The 15,086-nt window shown below is 62.8% G+C and carries 14 protein-coding genes and 2 pseudogenes; 6 read left to right on the top strand and 10 right to left on the bottom strand.

The window, feature by feature from the left end; translation table 11 throughout:
- Window positions 1–21 precede the first annotated feature (21 nt).
- The 5 genes from ltrA to AOT87_RS19995 form a co-directional block, all read right to left on the bottom strand.
- Window positions 22–1,266, bottom strand: coding sequence for a group II intron reverse transcriptase/maturase (gene ltrA / locus AOT87_RS20010; protein ID WP_235659847.1), 1,245 nt, complete (start codon window positions 1,264–1,266; stop codon window positions 22–24).
- Window positions 1,263–1,487, bottom strand: a complete 225-nt coding sequence (locus AOT87_RS29420) for a hypothetical protein (RefSeq protein WP_234785439.1) — start codon at window positions 1,485–1,487, stop codon at window positions 1,263–1,265. The genes ltrA and AOT87_RS29420 overlap by 4 nt, the downstream gene beginning before the upstream one ends.
- Before the next feature lie 370 nt (window positions 1,488–1,857).
- On the bottom strand, window positions 1,858–2,313 hold the full coding sequence (gene cynS, locus AOT87_RS20005; RefSeq protein WP_046189477.1) for a cyanase: 456 nt from the start codon (window positions 2,311–2,313) through the stop codon (window positions 1,858–1,860).
- Window positions 2,310–3,023, bottom strand: coding sequence for an isochorismatase family protein (locus tag AOT87_RS20000; protein ID WP_046189476.1), 714 nt, complete (start codon window positions 3,021–3,023; stop codon window positions 2,310–2,312). Before AOT87_RS20000 ends, cynS begins: the two co-directional genes overlap by 4 nt.
- A 70-nt stretch (window positions 3,024–3,093) precedes the next feature.
- The gene (locus AOT87_RS19995; protein WP_052583553.1) at window positions 3,094–3,723 is read right to left on the bottom strand and encodes a TetR/AcrR family transcriptional regulator; all 630 of its coding nucleotides are present in this window, start codon (window positions 3,721–3,723) and stop codon (window positions 3,094–3,096) included.
- A gap of 541 nt (window positions 3,724–4,264) precedes the next feature.
- On the opposite strand from AOT87_RS19995, the pseudogene AOT87_RS29415 reads away from it, so the two are divergent.
- The 3 genes and pseudogenes from AOT87_RS29415 to AOT87_RS19980 form a co-directional block, all read left to right on the top strand.
- A pseudogene (locus AOT87_RS29415) lies at window positions 4,265–4,639 on the top strand (cytochrome ubiquinol oxidase subunit I); the annotation flags it as partial.
- Between the two features lie 179 nt (window positions 4,640–4,818).
- A complete protein-coding gene (locus tag AOT87_RS29615; protein ID WP_046189473.1) occupies window positions 4,819–5,109 on the top strand; it encodes a hypothetical protein in 291 nt (96 codons plus the stop codon).
- A gap of 165 nt (window positions 5,110–5,274) precedes the next feature.
- Window positions 5,275–5,628: a GrpB family protein gene (locus tag AOT87_RS19980; protein WP_052583552.1), complete on the top strand. Its 354-nt coding sequence runs from the start codon at window positions 5,275–5,277 to the stop codon at window positions 5,626–5,628.
- Here AOT87_RS19980 and AOT87_RS19975 read toward each other — a convergent pair.
- Window positions 5,621–6,133: a hypothetical protein gene (locus AOT87_RS19975; RefSeq protein WP_052583551.1), complete on the bottom strand. Its 513-nt coding sequence runs from the start codon at window positions 6,131–6,133 to the stop codon at window positions 5,621–5,623. The two genes, AOT87_RS19980 and AOT87_RS19975, sit on opposite strands and share 8 nt — an antisense overlap.
- A gap of 855 nt (window positions 6,134–6,988) precedes the next feature.
- Here AOT87_RS19975 and AOT87_RS19965 point away from each other — a divergent pair.
- Entirely contained in the window at window positions 6,989–8,635 is a 1,647-nt protein-coding gene (locus tag AOT87_RS19965) for an IS1634 family transposase (protein ID WP_046191535.1), read from the top strand.
- Complete coding sequence (locus tag AOT87_RS28020; protein WP_082635009.1) at window positions 8,604–9,023, top strand: tetrahydrofolate dehydrogenase/cyclohydrolase catalytic domain-containing protein; 420 nt, start codon at window positions 8,604–8,606, stop codon at window positions 9,021–9,023. Before AOT87_RS19965 ends, AOT87_RS28020 begins: the two co-directional genes overlap by 32 nt.
- A gap of 177 nt (window positions 9,024–9,200) precedes the next feature.
- Here AOT87_RS28020 and AOT87_RS19955 read toward each other — a convergent pair whose 3' ends face one another.
- Both AOT87_RS19955 and AOT87_RS19950 read right to left on the bottom strand, forming a co-directional pair.
- Entirely contained in the window at window positions 9,201–10,397 is a 1,197-nt protein-coding gene (locus tag AOT87_RS19955) for an FAD-dependent oxidoreductase (RefSeq protein ID WP_082635008.1), read from the bottom strand.
- A gap of 598 nt (window positions 10,398–10,995) precedes the next feature.
- A complete protein-coding gene (locus AOT87_RS19950; RefSeq protein ID WP_046191200.1) occupies window positions 10,996–12,072 on the bottom strand; it encodes an IS110 family transposase in 1,077 nt (358 codons plus the stop codon).
- Window positions 12,073–12,690: 618 nt separating this feature from the next.
- Here AOT87_RS19950 and AOT87_RS28015 point away from each other — a divergent pair.
- Window positions 12,691–12,837 (top strand): annotated as a pseudogene (locus tag AOT87_RS28015) (metal-dependent phosphohydrolase); the annotation flags it as partial.
- Here the strand turns inward: AOT87_RS28015 and AOT87_RS29115 are convergent.
- Both AOT87_RS29115 and lipA read right to left on the bottom strand, forming a co-directional pair.
- Window positions 12,787–13,104, bottom strand: a complete 318-nt coding sequence (locus AOT87_RS29115; RefSeq protein ID WP_046191199.1) for a hypothetical protein — start codon at window positions 13,102–13,104, stop codon at window positions 12,787–12,789. The pseudogene AOT87_RS28015 and the gene AOT87_RS29115 overlap by 51 nt on opposite strands.
- 158 nt (window positions 13,105–13,262) lie before the next feature.
- Window positions 13,263–14,171, bottom strand: coding sequence for a lipoyl synthase (lipA, locus tag AOT87_RS19940; RefSeq protein WP_046191198.1), 909 nt, complete (start codon window positions 14,169–14,171; stop codon window positions 13,263–13,265).
- Window positions 14,172–15,086 lie beyond the last annotated feature (915 nt).

Genomic DNA, 15,086 nt, shown 5'->3' with positions numbered 1-15,086 from the left:
GCTCTCCACGATCGGGTGCCGTCAGGCCGTTCTCAGCCGCAGGAACGGGTTAGGAATCTTGTTGCCGCGGTATCGGTAACGGGTGACCGTCACCGCTGCCGGATTGAACACCTCGATCCCATCTGCCGCGATCGGAAGCCACCTCCCCGTGGGAGTGGTGAACTTGCGGCGGAACACCTTCCACCTCCAGCGGTGCCGTTTGCGCAACCAGCGGATGATGCGCCAATTGACGAAGCGGCGCAGCCGGTTGAGCGTGTGCTTGCACACGGCATACCGGAAGTAGTTGGTCCAACCGCGCAGGATCTGGTTGATCCTGCCGACGACGGCTCCCATGTCCGCTTGGCTGACACGATGTGTCAGAGCACGGATCTTCGCCTTGACCGACCGGAACGGCCGATCGGTGATGAACGTGTGGACGAACCACTTCCGTGTTCCCCGTTTACGTTTCCACTGGATGCGGAAACCGAGGAAGTCGAACCCTTCGCGCATGTGCACGATCCGCGTCTTGGACTCCGAGAATCGAAGCCCTAGCGGAGCAAGCACGGTCGCGATGTCCTCGCGCAACGCGACCACGTCGCCTTCTTCGCCGTGCACGAGCACGACGAAATCGTCCGCATAACGGACGATCCGCCACGTCGGCAGACCCTTGGAGCGACGATGGTTGCGTCGGTAGGTCGTTCCCATCACCCCGTCCGGTTGCCACGGGGCCATCACGTGCTCATCGAGCACTGACAACGCAATGTTGGCCAGCAGTGGTGAGAGAATCCCGCCCTGTGGGGTGCCGGTGTCGGAGTCCTCGTAGCGGCCGGTCTCGGTCAACACCCCAGCCTTGAGGAATGCCTTCACCAGCGCGAGCACGCGCTTGTCTTTGACCCGCAACCGAACTCGGCCCATCAGAGCCGAATGATCGATCCGGTCGAAGCACGCCTCGATGTCGGCGTCCAGCACCCACTGATAACCGCGGGAACCAAACATCTGAATCTCAGCGATCGCGTCGTACGCCCGCCGCCGGGGCCGGAAACCGTAGGAGACCGGAAGAAAGTCGGCCTCGAAAATCGGCTCCAGCACCAGCTTCAATGCGGCCTGAACCACCCGATCGGCAATGGTCGGGATCCCCAACTTGCGGAGCTTGCCCGACCCACCCGGTTTCGGAATCTTGCGCTGTCGTACGGGCACAGGACGAAACGAGCCGTCCTTGAGTGACGTACGGAGCTGGTCCAGGAACCTAGGCATCCCGAGGCCTTGTTCGACGTTGACGGTAGTCACACCTCGAAGCCGGGCGTGTTGCGGCCACGGTTGTCCGCGACCCGGTCGAACGCCACGATCAGCGTCGCCGGGTCGTGCACGAGGTTGAACACATCACCAAACCGCCGCCCAGTATCGGCCACCGCCCAACGGTGCAGCTTGTCCTGCATCTCCGATACCCGCTGCCACGGACCCTTCTGGCGCGCGGCCGGCGCCGCCTTCGGCGGTGCATCTTTCGGCATTACAGCAACCAACTGCATCCTCTCGCTGTTGCCCTACCCCATGTGACCGGTCCCCCGACCTCGGAGCACTACGGCAACTCCGCCCCGCCGCGAGCCGATCGGCCGACGGTGCACCCAGGCCCCCGATACGCTGGCCGCCACCGGAAAGGGCAGACCCGCAACGGCTTCCGTGTTCACTGTGTTCGCTCGATCGAGGAGCATCCCGACTCTGCCCCTGCGGCCTCGCTGTGGTTACAGTCCCAGCCCCGGGCTCGTAGAGGTGGCTGATCATGCGTTTGAGGGACGGATGGGGTATCGATTCTCGCTCAGTGGTACTTTTTTATACCAAATTCCTGAGAAACTTTTCGTGTCGGTTAGCCGCGGGTTCCGATCAGAATTCCTTGTAGCCAAGGTACTTGCCGCTCAGGACGATTCGGACGCGGTCGCCGGCCGCGTCGGGCTCGCGGGAGAGATCGATGCGGAAGTCGATGGCGCTCATGATGCCGTCACCGAACTCCTCATGCACGAGTTCCTTGATCGTTGGGCCGTATACGGCGACCATTTCATGCAACCTATAGATGAGCGGGTCGGTTGGTACGACGGCAGGCATTGAGCCCTTATAGGGCGGTGCCTGCAGAATGTGCTCCGCCTCAGCGGGCAGGTTGAAGATTCGTACCACAGCTTGCGCCTGGTCTGCTTCGAGCGCCATCTGTCCAAGGCACGCCGCGGTCGTCCATTCCTTGCTGGCGCCGACCTCCTCGGCGACTTGGGACCATCGAACCCCACGCTGAATGCGCTCGGCGGTAATGAGTCCCGTGACGTCAGCGCGAGTGAGGGGGGTGGTCATCGGTCAGCCTCCTTGAGGAGGGCAATGGCCTCTGCGGTGGTCCAGACCGCGCTGGCGAGGAATCGGAAGTTCACTAGCGCGGCGAGGTAGCCGTCGCCTTCGGGCAGGCGTGGGCCCGCTGTGGCGTCCTTGACGACGGCGACTTCGAAGCCCTGCTCGACGAGTTCACGCATGTGGCCTTCGACGCACAGGTTGGCAGCCATCCCTGCCAGGATCACCTGGTTCACGCCGCGTTTACGTAACTGGAGAACCAGGTCGTTTGACTCGGGACCGACGATCTTGTGCGGAGAGGCGATCACGGTTTGCCCGTCATGGATGTGGTGCTGGTAGGCGGGCAGGAAGTCGGCGCCCGAGCCGGCGAAGCCGTCCGTCGTGTATGCGCCCCGGCGCCCGAACATGCCGGCAGTGCTCATGAACTGTTCGAGCGGATCGCCGAACCGCCACTGCTTGTCGGTGGGATAGAAGTAGTGCGGCGACACCGCAACTGTCATGTGCATCAGCTTCGCGGCGTCGAACAGTTCGCCGATGTGAGCGACGGTGTTGTTCTCGCTGATGCTGTCACCGAACACCGCCCATGAGACGCCCTCGGGGCTGAGGAAATCGATCTGCGGATCAGTGATGACCAGCGCGGCGTGCTCACGATTGAGCACAAAGGTAGAACCTGGGAGCGCAGGGTTGTCTGGTTCGGCGTAGATAGTCAGATCTGTCATGGGGCAATCCTCACGTGCCGGAAAGGGAAGAGCGAGACACTATGAATAATAGATGACCAGTCGACTATATTCAAGCACCGCGCCGACGCCGAACCCGGCCCTGGACAGATCGGTGCAGAAGCGCAGGAACGGTGACCGCTTCGAAGCTGTCATATGGCGCGCGGCTGCGGGCGACCTTCCCGCGGAGGGCCGCACCCTCCCACGCCTGGATCAGCTGCTGGGCGATCTCCGCCGCATCGAGATCCGCTCGGACGCCACCCCATTCACCCTGGCCAGAGCGCACACACTCGGCGAGAGCCTCATCCCAACGGTAGAGAATGCGGAGGAGTTCGGCGCGCACCGGTTCACTAGAACCACCAAGCTCGAGCGACAAGTTGCCGACCAAGCAGCCGAGCACGAAGTCGCCGGCCTCGTGCTCGTCGGCGAGGGCGTGGAAGAAGCGTGTGATTCGTTCCCGTGCCAAACCTTCTGCTTCAAGAATTGGGAGAAGGCGCGTTTCGATATCGGACCAATAATGTTCGAGGATCGCCGCGGCGAATGCCTCTTTGCTGGCAAAATATGCGTAGAACGACCCTTTTGGCACACCTGCGACATCGGTGATGTCTTTGACCCCGCTGGCGGTGAATCCACGCGCGTGTATGAGGCTGAGTCCCGCTTCGAGCAGGCGGCGACGCACGTCGGGATTCGATGGGCGGGGCACACAGCCAATCGTAGCTGACCGGTCGCCTACCTCTGTCGGCTCGACGGCAAGCTGATGGATATGCACAACGCGAGCTCAACATTTCACGAAGAGTCGTGAAGCCAACCGGGCGCTCACCTCGCGTCCGCGGGTCTCCAGCCTTCCCGCACGCCAGCAATCTCGCCGATCTCGCCCGGCCTGTTCGCGGTGCAGCCCGTGCAAGCGGTGTTGCCGGGCGTGATTGAGGGCTGGTGGGGTCGATTTGGCAGTCGTTCCAGCTTGGCGCTCGGGACCGAATGCACTCTCTTGTATGCGAGCCGAGTAGGCAGCCTGGAAACCGTGCAGCGGACTTGCCCAGAGAGCTTGCTGCACACCGCGCCACCGTGAATGATGTTGTGCCGGGGCCCGTTGAATGGGGGGCGTGCCGTGGGATTGACCGGATCCGATCGTGAAGCATGTGCCCACGATGAAATCCGTTGCGTCCGGCTGAGGTTGCCCACCTGATCACTACGTTGCTGCACGAGGCGGTATACCACGTATCGAGGGTCAGAGTGTCAGGGTCCGTTATGCCGACTACTTACCCACCGACGGTTTCCAAACGCAAAATATTGTCTCCACGATTGGGGCCTTCACTTTAGCGGCCTCAATGCTGCCGTTCGTCTGGAACTTGTTAAAGAGCTGCGCTACGGCGAACCAGTCGTCGTCGATGACCCCTGGGGCTTCGGCAACTCGCTGGAATGGGCCACCAGTTGCCCACCGCCACGACACAACTTCACCGAACTGCCCCGCGTCCGCTCCGAAAGGCCCGCCTTCGAACTGAACTACCCCGCAAATGCTCAATCGGATACCCGCCGAAAACCACACTAGGAGCAATCACAGAGCTGAGAACCGAGGCCTAACCGATACGATGGCGAAAGGCCGAAATAGTGACCCATGAGCCGGACCGCACAACTATGTGCAACCCCAGCTGCCGGGTTACCGCCGCGACCGTGGATCGTGTCCATTGACAGCACGTTCGATCATCAGCCCGCGCAGGATGTAGCGGGCGCAGCGCCGGATCGTCGCCCGCCGCGGCGGGCGAGTCGATCGGCGTTGTGGGCGAACACGTTGCCACGGATGAAAGCAGCCTCGCCCGCAGCTGGCGGACGACTGATCGTCGCATTCCAGCCACACCTGTACTCGCGGACGTTCGCCATAGAGTCCGGCGCCGCGTTGGATCATGGCGATGAGGTGGTCGTGTTGGACGTCTACGTCGCGACAGAAGACCCGATCCCGGGTTTCACCCGGTGGCCTGATCGCCAATGCGGTGCGCTATCACCGGAGGGCGTGCATTACGTGCCCAAGCGCGGCGCGGTGCCGACCGTGCTCGCAGGGCTGCCAGCTCAGGCGACATCATCATCACCATGAGGGCAGGGGATACGACATCACGGCGCTGCGATCAGAGTTACTGGAGCAACTGGCACGCAAGAAGCGGCCGTCTTGAGCCGCGCCTCAGTGGTGCGAGCCGGATTACTCAGGTCCTCGTCATGTGCAGTGGCAGTGGAATCTAGCGCAGCGTGTAGAGAGAAGGGTATGTCGGCCAACACCGGTCCACCACCCTGGGCCACCGAGTCCGTCGATCTCGTCGACGCCGATCCCGCCTGGGCTCTCCGCGGTGAGCAGGAACGCGACCATCTCGAAACGCTGCTCTCCCCTCGGCGGATCGCCCGCATCGAGCACGTCGGCTCCACCTCGATACCCGGTCTCGTAGCGAAACCGATCATCGATCTTCAAGCGCCCGTCGCCGATCTCTCGGATTCAGATTCGATCGCGGCGGTGTTGGCTTCCCACAACTGGCATCACGTGCATCCCGATCTCGACCAGCGACCCTGGCGGCGCTTCTTCGTCAAAGTCGCCGACGGGCGGCCCAGCGCCACCGTCATGTGATGACCCCCGACAGCCCGCGCCGGCACCAGCAGATCGCGTTCCGCGACAGCTGCGCGCGGACCCCCAGAACTCGGGGCAGAACACCGAATCGTGCTCTGCGATAGCGACCCGTTGAAGTTGCACTATTCATGGGGGTCTGGCCAGAATCGGTGCCGCCCCCTGGTCCAGATTCGAACATGAACTTGGCGCTACGCGAGCGGCTTTGGCCGCCGGCAGGCTTGGCTTTGCCGATGTCGCGCTGGTGTCGATACTTTCTGTCCACGTCCTGCGCACCCGTAATCCCAAGCCACAAACCCGACCCGCCAAAGGCGGTCATTTGACGTGCAATGCGCAGCTGCGGGAGCCGCCGCGCGAGTTGGTACTCCACAGTCGAGCGTGCCGAGCCCGGCAGGGTGATGTGGACTTGGCCGGCGTCCCGACGGCGCTGGGTGAGCGGCCCCAGCGCTGCGATCCAGCATTGCTCGACGACATCATCGGTCACCCCCGCCCGGGTAGAGTAAGACATCTGGATCCAGGGCCAGTTTCTGTGAGCAATTGACCGACTGAACGGTTTCGACGTTCTGGCGGCGCCGGACTCGGCGGTTAGCTTGACGACTGGCGCAGGTGGGACACCACCGGGAAGCGACGTTTGCACGCATCGACCGCCTGGGTGTTCCTCCTCTGTGAGGAGTGAACCCTGCCCGCAACCATCATTGATGGCGCACGTGTCGCCCAAGCCATGCTTACCGAAACACGCGAGCAGGCAGCGGAGTTCCATAAGACATGCGGTCGAAAACCTTGTTTGGCAACCGTCTTGGTCGGTGATGATCCTGCCTCGCACACCTACGTCCGCATGAAGACCAACCGCTGTCGCAGCACCGGCCTGGAGTCGCGCAGTCACCAAATTGCCGCAATAGCGACCACCAGCGATGTCGTCGACCTCGTGCCGAGCCTTTCCGCCAAAGACAGTGTGGACGGCATTCTCGTCCCACACCCGATGCCCGCCCATGTCGACGAACGTGCGGACTTCGAGCCATCCCCCAGCAAGGACCCGATATCAAGGGCCAGGCTATTGTTTGGGCAGTACCTAAACGTATGCGATCGATCGGTGTAGCGCGCACCGTCACCATCGGCCCAGACTTGGTGTGCTCAGCTGGCCACGTATCGCCAGCGCTTACATGACAGTCATCGCGCTGGCGCGCTACGGAGCCGGGCCGATGACAACGACCACGAGATGGCACGGCGGGCCGCGCAAAGTCTTGACCCGCTCCTGAGTTGGGTCACTTCGGACAGTTTTCGGAAGCTGCAGGGCGTTGAACTGCAGTGATGTCTCGGCTTAGTGCACCCGCTAGGCACTAATTTGGGTCGGTAGGCTGCCTGGATGGTCTGGATTCGGCGGGTGCGCACCGCCTCGGGCGCAACGGCGGTCCAGATCGCCGAATCCGTCGACGGCCGCCGCAGGATCGTGCGCCATGTCGGTTCTGCGCGTGATGACGCCGAGCTGGGTCTGCTCATCGAGGAGGCCCGCCGGCTGTTGGCCGATGACACCCAAGGCGAGCTTGATCTCGGGATTACCCCGAAAGCTGTTCGGGCCCAGATGGTTCCGAATCCGGCTGAAGCGTTGTTCCCCGACGGTGCTGGTGTGCCCACGGCGCGGGAGTTGGTGGCGCGACCACGGGTGCTCAAGAGCAGCAGCGGGCTGCTCTATGACGCCCTGGCCCAGGTGTACGCCAGCCTGGGGTTCGAGGCCGCGGCGGGCGATGAGGTCTTCCGGGACCTGGTGATCGCCCGGGTGGTGGAACCGACCAGCTTGCTCGATGTCGATCGGGTCCTGGCCGAACTGGGCCGCACCTCGGCGTCACTGTCAACCCGCAAACGCACCCTGCGCCGCGCCCGCGCCGGTGGGTATCGCGAGCAGATCGCTACCGCCTGTTTCGCCCACGCCCGCACCGCCGGTGATGTCAGCCTTGTGCTCTACGACGTCACCACGCTCTACTTCGAGGCCGACAAGGAAGATGACCTGCGCCGCGTCGGCTACTCCAAAGAACGCCGCGTCGATCCACAGATCGTGGTCGGATTGCTGGTCGACCGGCGCGGATTCCCCTTGGAGATCGGTTGTTTCGAAGGCAACAAGGCCGAAACTCTGACGATCGTGCCCATCGTGAAAGCGTTCCAAGCCCGCCACCAGATCACCGATATGGTCGTCGTCGCCGATGCCGGCATGCTCGCCAGCGGCAATCTGCGCGAGCTCGACGAGGCAGGGTTGCGGTTCATCGTCGGATCCAGGGTTACCAAAGCGCCCAATGATCTGGCATCGCACTTCCATTGGCACGGCGATTTCTTCACCGACGGCCAGATCATCGACACCATCACCCCACGCGATCAACGCGGCACCGCCACCAAGACCAGCGACCCCAAACGCAAAGCCGAGCCCGTCTGGGATCCGGCCGTCCACGCCAAGTCGTGGCGGGCGGTGTGGGCGTACTCAACCAAACGCGCGGTGCGTGACACCAAGACGCTCAACCTGCAGGAGAACAAGGCCCGCGCGGTCGCCGCCGGCGAGAAGGCGGCGCGGGTACCGCGGTTCATCAAGAACCGCAACGGTTCCCAAGAATTCGACGAGGCATCGTTGCAGCGGGCCCGCCGGTTGGTAGGGCTCAAGGGCTACGTCACCAACATCGACGCCGCGCTGATGCCCGCGACCGAAGTGATCGCCAGCTACCACAACCTCTGGCACGTCGAGGCGTCCTTCCGGATGTCCAAATCCGACCTCGCCGCCCGACCTATGTTCGCCCGCACCCGCGACGCCATCGAAGCCCACCTGACGATCGTGTTCACCGCCCTGGCCGTCAGCCGCGAGGTCCAGAACCGGACCGGACTGTCACTGCGCCGATTCCTGCGCACCCTCAAACCCCTGCGCTCGGCCACCATCGACCTCAATGGCGTCATCGCCACCTACCCGCCAGCCATAGACAACGAGGTCAAGACCATTCTGGATGCGCTGGAAGCCGAAAATTCAAGGCACTAAGCCATATGACCCAACTCGGGCCGAAACACGCGAGCAGGCAGCGGAGTTCCATAAGACATGCGGTCGAAAACCTTGTTTGGCAACCGTCTTGGTCGGTGATGATCCTGCCTCGCACACCTACGTCCGCATGAAGACCAACCGCTGTCGCAGCACCGGCCTGGAGTCGCGCAGTCACCAAATTGCCGCAATAGCGACCACCAGCGATGTCGTCGACCTCGTGCCGAGCCTTTCCGCCAAAGACAGTGTGGACGGCATTCTCGTCCCACACCCGATGCCCGCCCATGTCGACGAACGTGCGGACTTCGAGCCATCCCCCAGCAAGGACCCGATATCAAGGGCCAGGCTATTGTTTGGGCAGTACCTAAACGTATGCGATCGATCGGTGTAGCGCGCACCGTCACCATCGGCCCAGACTTGGTGTGCTCAGCTGGCCACGTATCGCCAGCGCTTACATGACAGTCATCGCGCTGGCGCGCTACGGAGCCGGGCCGATGACAACGACCACGAGATGGCACGGCGGGCCGCGCAAAGTCTTGACCCGCTGCAAGGAGTCCGTCATCGGCCCTCACGCGACGGTATTCTTGGCTGCGGCAGCTTGCTTTTCAGAGCCGGGCCAGTTGTAGCTGCCTGGCTTGCGACTCTCCTTGGCAATCTGCTTGACAACGGTCTTGCAGATCATCTCTTTGATACTCGCTGCCATCCTGCCGCCCACATAGACACGCCGCGGCGTGTCGTCGCGGTGTGTCAGCTGGAACGTGCCGCGGCGGCGTCCGATGCTGATGCACTGCCCGCCGAAATTCTGACCGAGGGGTGTGAGCGGATCGCCAGCGACACGTTGGAGCACAGTGTTGGCAGCCCTGGCGCCCAGCGGCCCAGCGGCCTGGCAGCTCATTCTCAGCGGCTCATTGGAGGGGGCCACAGCGTCGCCGGCACCGATGATGTACGGGTTGTCGACGCTCGTCAGTGTCTCGTCGGTCAGCAGCCGTCCCAGTTCATCGGTGCTCAGGCCGCTCTTGGCGGCCAGATCCGGCACGCCAAAGCCGGCCGTCCACACAGTCACTTTGCTCGGTAGGGTCCGCCCGTCGCTGAGCCGGACGTGGTCGGAGCGGAGTTCGGCCACCACCGCGTCGTCTTGGACATCGACGCCAAGGCGCTTGAGCTGCCGGCGGACTGAAGCACGCCCTTTCTCGCTCAGACTCGGACCGAGGACTCCTCCGCACAGCAGGGTCACCGAGCCCTCGCGACGGTGCTCTGCCAGTTCCGAAGCGGCCTCTATACCGGTCAATCCCCCACCCACGACACAGATTGGCGCATCGGGTTGCAGCTTGTCCACTGCGTCGCGAAGTCGCTCGGCTTGCTCAAGCTCAGCAATGGGGAAGGCAAATTCGCTCGCGCCATGCAATTTAGTGGGCACTATGCCGATGCTTCCCACGGCATAGATCAGATAGTCGTATGGCACTGTCCCGCCTGAGGCCAGAGCCACGCTGCGGGTAACGACGTCGATGCGCGCTGCGGTGTCGACAATCAGCCGCACACGGTTGCCCAGGATCCCGGCTAGGTCGACTGTTGCTTCTCCGCTTCGGGCAACCAATTGGTGCAACCGCACCCGCTCAACGAACGTCGGGCGCGGATTGATGATGGTGATGTCGATATTTCGGTTCTGTTGCAGCCGATTGGCAGCCAGCGCCCCAGCATAGCCGCCGCCAATCACAACGACGTGGAATCTCTTGTCCAACATAGTTCGTACGTTGTTGATGCTCATCGAGACCTCCTGATCCAGTTATTTCTGACAACCGTAAGACACCACCCTGCGGCGAAATGTGACACCGTGTGTCGGACATCACTTAGCTAAGCGCGCCACGCTCATCGCGTGTTCGACGGGCAGCTGCACCCACCCTTTGGCGAGCCCCGACGAGCCCCGACCGATTTGTCCCAGAATGTGGCACCAAGGCCGGCGGCCAGGTTTGAGGAACTGCCGGCGCGTCGATCTGGAGATGCTGTCGTTACGCGATAGGCGAGCATCGAGCCGAGACCGGCGGTAACGGTCGTCGTTCCGACGACGGCAATGCGGTAGCACCGCACAACAGAATTCGTGCACGATCGCCCGGACAGATGTCAAGACCTGGCGGCAATTCGGGCTGGCCCTCGCGGCGTTGGTTATCGTGGACACCGGGGTTGGCGCGGTCAAGCGAAGGCGGGGTCCTGACCGCTGGTGTCACGAATGTCCACCCTGCGGTGTCTACAGGGGCATGACGACCAACCTGCGCCGCACGCTGCTCGTGTTCTTATTGCTCACCGCGCTCGGCATCGGCGCCTGGGCCTACTTCTCGCCGATGTATCGATAGCAGATGCTCCTATCTTCAGGCAACGATTTTCGCGGGTTGTTGAGGCGGTCGTAGGGCGTGGAAGATCTCGCGGGCGATGTAGCGCTTGAGGCAGCGCATGGCTTCGTTTTTGGTTTTGCCTTCGGCCAGGCGGCGGGTCAGGTAGTCGCGGGTGGGTTGGTGGCGGCGCATCCGTACGACCAGGATGACGTGCAGCGCGCGGTTGGCGTCGCGGTTGCCGCCCCGGTTGAGTCGGTGGCGAACGGTCTTGCCGCTGGATGCCTCCAGTGGGCTCACGCCGCAGAGTTTGGCGAACGCGGCTTCGTGACGGATGCGGTCGGGGTTGTCGCCGATCGCGGACAGCAGGGTGGCGGCGGTGTCGGGACCAACCCCGTAGACAGCACGTAACTGGGGCGCTGCGGTGGCGGTGATGGTGTCGATCTGTCGCCCAAGACGGTCGGTCTCGGCGTCGAGTTCGCGGCAACGGGTGGCCAACGACTTGAGCGCGATCTTGACAGCATCGGTTGGCGTGGAAAGCATTTCGGACACATCGAGGATCCGGCAGGCGTAGAGCAGGTCACTCTTGTGCAGACCGGTCAGGTGTTCGCGCAGTTCGTCGGGGGCGGTGACGATGAGATCTTTGAGTGCGGTCACGACTTTGGCACGTGCCCGCACGGCGTTGGTGCGAGCTACCCGCAGCACCCGCACCATTTCGGCGGGGCCATCGGCGGTCTTGGGTGCTCCGAGGTCTTCACCGGCCAGCACGATGGCCGCAGCCCCGGCCGCATCGGCGTGATCGGATTTGCCGTAGCGGGCGCGGCGCTGCCGCTTCGGGCGACCGACCTCGGTGACGGTGATCCCTTCGACGCGTAGGTGGCGGGCCAAACCCCCTCCGTAGTGGCCGGGGCCTTCGATGCCGACCACCGCGAGTTGTCCCAAAGATCGTGCCCACGCTACGAACACGTGGTAACCGTGGCCTGTGGCGGGCATCTGATGAGTGCCCAACGGGCGACCGAGTTCATGGATGGCATGCGCGACGTGGAACTGCTTATGCGTGTCGACACCGACGGTGACGCCTGGCAGGCTCGGTGCTGCGGCGATGATGGATTGCATTGTGGCCCTTCCTATGACCGGAGTTTTTCTGGATGGGTGAAGGGCAGAGCCGCCGGTACGGGGACGATACTGCTACGGGATGCTTGGTCGCGCTCCTATCAGGTCACTCCGTGCTGGCGGTTCCGCGCCGAACCAAGCACGGTCGACGGATCTGACAATTGCAGGCACACCCAACGGGTGGCCGGTAAAGAAATGAGTCAGACCGTGCTGGTTCGGACGCGGACCCTACCGACGCAGCTGTTGCGCGAGGCTGCAGAAACGCCGGTAGTTCTTTAATAGCAGTAGAGAAAGTTCTCACATCGCAGGTCAGAGGCGGTCGAGGGCGTTGACGCGCGTGCTGTCCGTGGCGGCGCGATGCGACCCGGTAGCGGTACCGGCTTCGACTTGTCGTGATGGCGGGGCGCTGAGGCCGCTGAGATGTGGGCCCTGATTGTCGTGGCCGGCCGGTAGTGGCGGCGGACGGAGGGCGAAGTGTAGCGACCGGCGCGGACGGGAGCAGAGGGAGCGTAGCGAAGCCCGCAGGTAGCCGCCGGATTCCTGCGGGCTGTGCGGTCACGGCTGCGCTGAGCATCAGCTATGGGTCTGCACCGTGGCGATGGGGCTCGTAGGCTGGCTGGTGTGAGCGGGGTGTTGGCGCAGCGTGCGCGGCGGGAGGCCGAGGCGCGGTTGGCTGGGCAGCCTCGGCGGTTGGCGCATGTGCGGGGTGTGGTTGAGTCAGCTGAGCGGCTTGGCCGGTATTTCGATGCGCAGACTGCTCAGTGTTTGCACTGTATGTTCTGCCACATCGATACTGACCACCCGTGCCGTGACCCGACTGACCCCGATGGGGTCAAGGATGCCGTTCAATGGGACGCGCATACTCTCGGGATTGGCCTCGTAAAGACGGGGTCGAACCACTAGATCATCTCGATCACTGACAAGCGTCACGTGCAGTTCGTCGCCGTCATCGCCGGCCGCGCGGGCCCTGCGGACCGCGCCCGCGGCACTCCAGACCCCAGCAAACCCGCCGCCGACAACGAGAATTTCCTTCATGACTAGCCTTTCGTATGCAGTATGTGGTTGCTGATAGCTCTAGCTTGCGCGAGCGACCGGCACTTCGGACCCTGGGAAGTGCGTAGTCAATGTCGTGGTCACCTGGCGGCATCGCTGCGCTTGAGACCCGTGCTCGGGTGTGTGAGTAGAAGCACGCACTACTGCTGAAGCGAACTCCTGGTTGCGAGCGCTTCGTTGTGTAGTCTTCCGGCTTGGTACGAGGACCGCACTAAGGGCCCACTCATCACTGCCGTGAAACCCACAGCTTTCGCCTCTGCGGCCAGCTCGACAAATTCTTCTGGCTTGACCCAGCGTGTTACGGGATGATGCCGTACTGACGGTCGCAGATACTGGGTCATTGTGAGCAACTCGCACCCACTGTCACGTAGATCGCGCAGAGTGGCCGAAATTTCGGAACGAGTCTCTCCTAGACCAAGAATCAGATTGGACTTCGTGATGAGGCCTGCCTCTCGGGCGGCCGTCAGCACACCCAAGGAACGCTGATAATCAAAACCGGGTCGAATCTTCTTCATGAGCCGAGGGACCGTCTCGACGTTGTGAGCCAATACTTCTGGCGAGCTTTCGAACACCTGGTTCAACTGATCTCGTATGCCGCGAAAGTCCGGCGCGAGTAGCTCGACGCCGGTATTTGGGTTGAGGTGGTGAACCGTACGGACCGTCTCGGCGTACAGCCAGGCGCCGCCATCAGGTAGGTCGTCGCGTGCGACCCCGGTGATGGTCGCGTACTTCAATCCCATCGCCCTCACGCTCGCCGCGATCCGCGTAGGTTCGTCTCGGTCCAAGGGCTCTGGCTTACCGGTGGTTATCTGGCAGAAGTCGCAGCGGCGACTACAGACGCTCCCGCCAATCAGAAAGGTCGCTTCGCGGGCATCCCAGCATTCGTAGATGTTCGGGCACCCGGCCTCCTGGCAGACCGTATGCAGGTTCTGACGTCGCACTAGGTCAGTTATCTGCAGGTAGTTCGGGCCCGTGCGCAGTCTGGTTCTGATCCAGTCGGGTTTGCGTTCAATGGGGACGCTAGAGTTACGCGCCTCGATGCGAAGCATGCGCCGAGCCGGCTCGGGGGAGAGGACGGACTGTACGCCTGGGGCGTTGTCACTTGAAGAAGTCACTGCATGCTTTCTAGCGAGGCGGGTTGGGACGAAGCTGTCAGTCGCGATAAGCGTCCCCGATGCGGCGGTGGCGGCATGGTGATAACTTGCCTAGTTGTTCCGCTTTTCGGCCACGAATCGAAATGGCCACCTTGGTGTTGGACCTGCCATCGCGGACTTGATCGCGAGCACGTGTACGAAGAACGTCAGTTGGTGTACGCCAGCGCGAGTGGATCGCAGTGACCACTGATGCGGACAAGTGGATTGCTCCTTCCACCCGTGCCATTTGGAATCCGGCCGGTGCAAGGCATCAGCACCGTGCCTATGGCCCGACGCTGTTGCACGGTGTGGGTTTAGATGCGACGTGCGCCCTCTTGGGTTAGCCATCCCCGCTGTCGTTGCGGTCAATCGGCCACTGCGCGAGCTGATTATCCGCCGCATCGAGGCTTCGACGGATCACGAACCTGCACAGAGGCGCGAGCGCCTGCAGCAGGTTCCTGTCGACGAGCTTGCCGTGTCTCCCTAACAACCCATCCGGCTGCCGTGGGCACGAAACTCAAGGCCTGTCGCTCCGTGTCGCCTGGTCGAGGCAGCCTGTCGATGTCCTACGACATGATTGAGCTGGCGCACGTGCGGAGCCAGTTCGCGCACGCTTACCCGTTTCGCGACGACATCGGATGAGCTATGTCGAATGGCGGACGCAGATGCGTGTTTCGGCGAAGCTTCGATCGCATGTCGGCTCCGGTTGAATTCTGAGCAGCCTGCTCCCCCGGGGTGGGTTCTAGTCAACGTTGCAACACTGATGGACTGCTTGACGCTAGCAGGGCCGCGAATAGATCCGCGGGGCAACGGTCTTGGAGGACCATCCGG

Source organism: Mycobacteroides sp. H003, from assembly GCF_001440135.1.
Lineage (GTDB): Bacteria > Actinomycetota > Actinomycetes > Mycobacteriales > Mycobacteriaceae > Mycobacterium > Mycobacterium gwanakae.
This window is presented reverse-complemented; position numbering and strand designations above follow the sequence as displayed.

Excerpts from the sequence above, each read along its gene's own strand:
- AOT87_RS20000 (WP_046189476.1), bottom strand. The coding sequence starts at position 3,023 with ATGACAGATCTGACTATCTACGCCGAACCAGACAACCCTGCGCTCCCA.
- AOT87_RS29615 (WP_046189473.1), top strand. The coding sequence starts at position 4,819 with ATGAAAGCAGCCTCGCCCGCAGCTGGCGGACGACTGATCGTCGCATTC.
- AOT87_RS19955 (WP_082635008.1), bottom strand. The coding sequence starts at position 10,397 with ATGAGCATCAACAACGTACGAACTATGTTGGACAAGAGATTCCACGTC.
- AOT87_RS19975 (WP_052583551.1), bottom strand. The coding sequence starts at position 6,133 with ATGTCTTACTCTACCCGGGCGGGGGTGACCGATGATGTCGTCGAGCAA.
- AOT87_RS28020 (WP_082635009.1), top strand. The coding sequence starts at position 8,604 with ATGCGCTGGAAGCCGAAAATTCAAGGCACTAAGCCATATGACCCAACT.
- lipA (WP_046191198.1), bottom strand. The coding sequence starts at position 14,171 with ATGCTTCGCATCGAGGCGCGTAACTCTAGCGTCCCCATTGAACGCAAA.
- AOT87_RS19980 (WP_052583552.1), top strand. The coding sequence starts at position 5,275 with ATGTCGGCCAACACCGGTCCACCACCCTGGGCCACCGAGTCCGTCGAT.
- AOT87_RS29115 (WP_046191199.1), bottom strand. The coding sequence starts at position 13,104 with ATGAAGGAAATTCTCGTTGTCGGCGGCGGGTTTGCTGGGGTCTGGAGT.
- AOT87_RS19965 (WP_046191535.1), top strand. The coding sequence starts at position 6,989 with ATGGTCTGGATTCGGCGGGTGCGCACCGCCTCGGGCGCAACGGCGGTC.
- AOT87_RS19950 (WP_046191200.1), bottom strand. The coding sequence starts at position 12,072 with ATGCAATCCATCATCGCCGCAGCACCGAGCCTGCCAGGCGTCACCGTC.
- cynS (WP_046189477.1), bottom strand. The coding sequence starts at position 2,313 with ATGACCACCCCCCTCACTCGCGCTGACGTCACGGGACTCATTACCGCC.
- AOT87_RS29420 (WP_234785439.1), bottom strand. The coding sequence starts at position 1,487 with ATGCCGAAAGATGCACCGCCGAAGGCGGCGCCGGCCGCGCGCCAGAAG.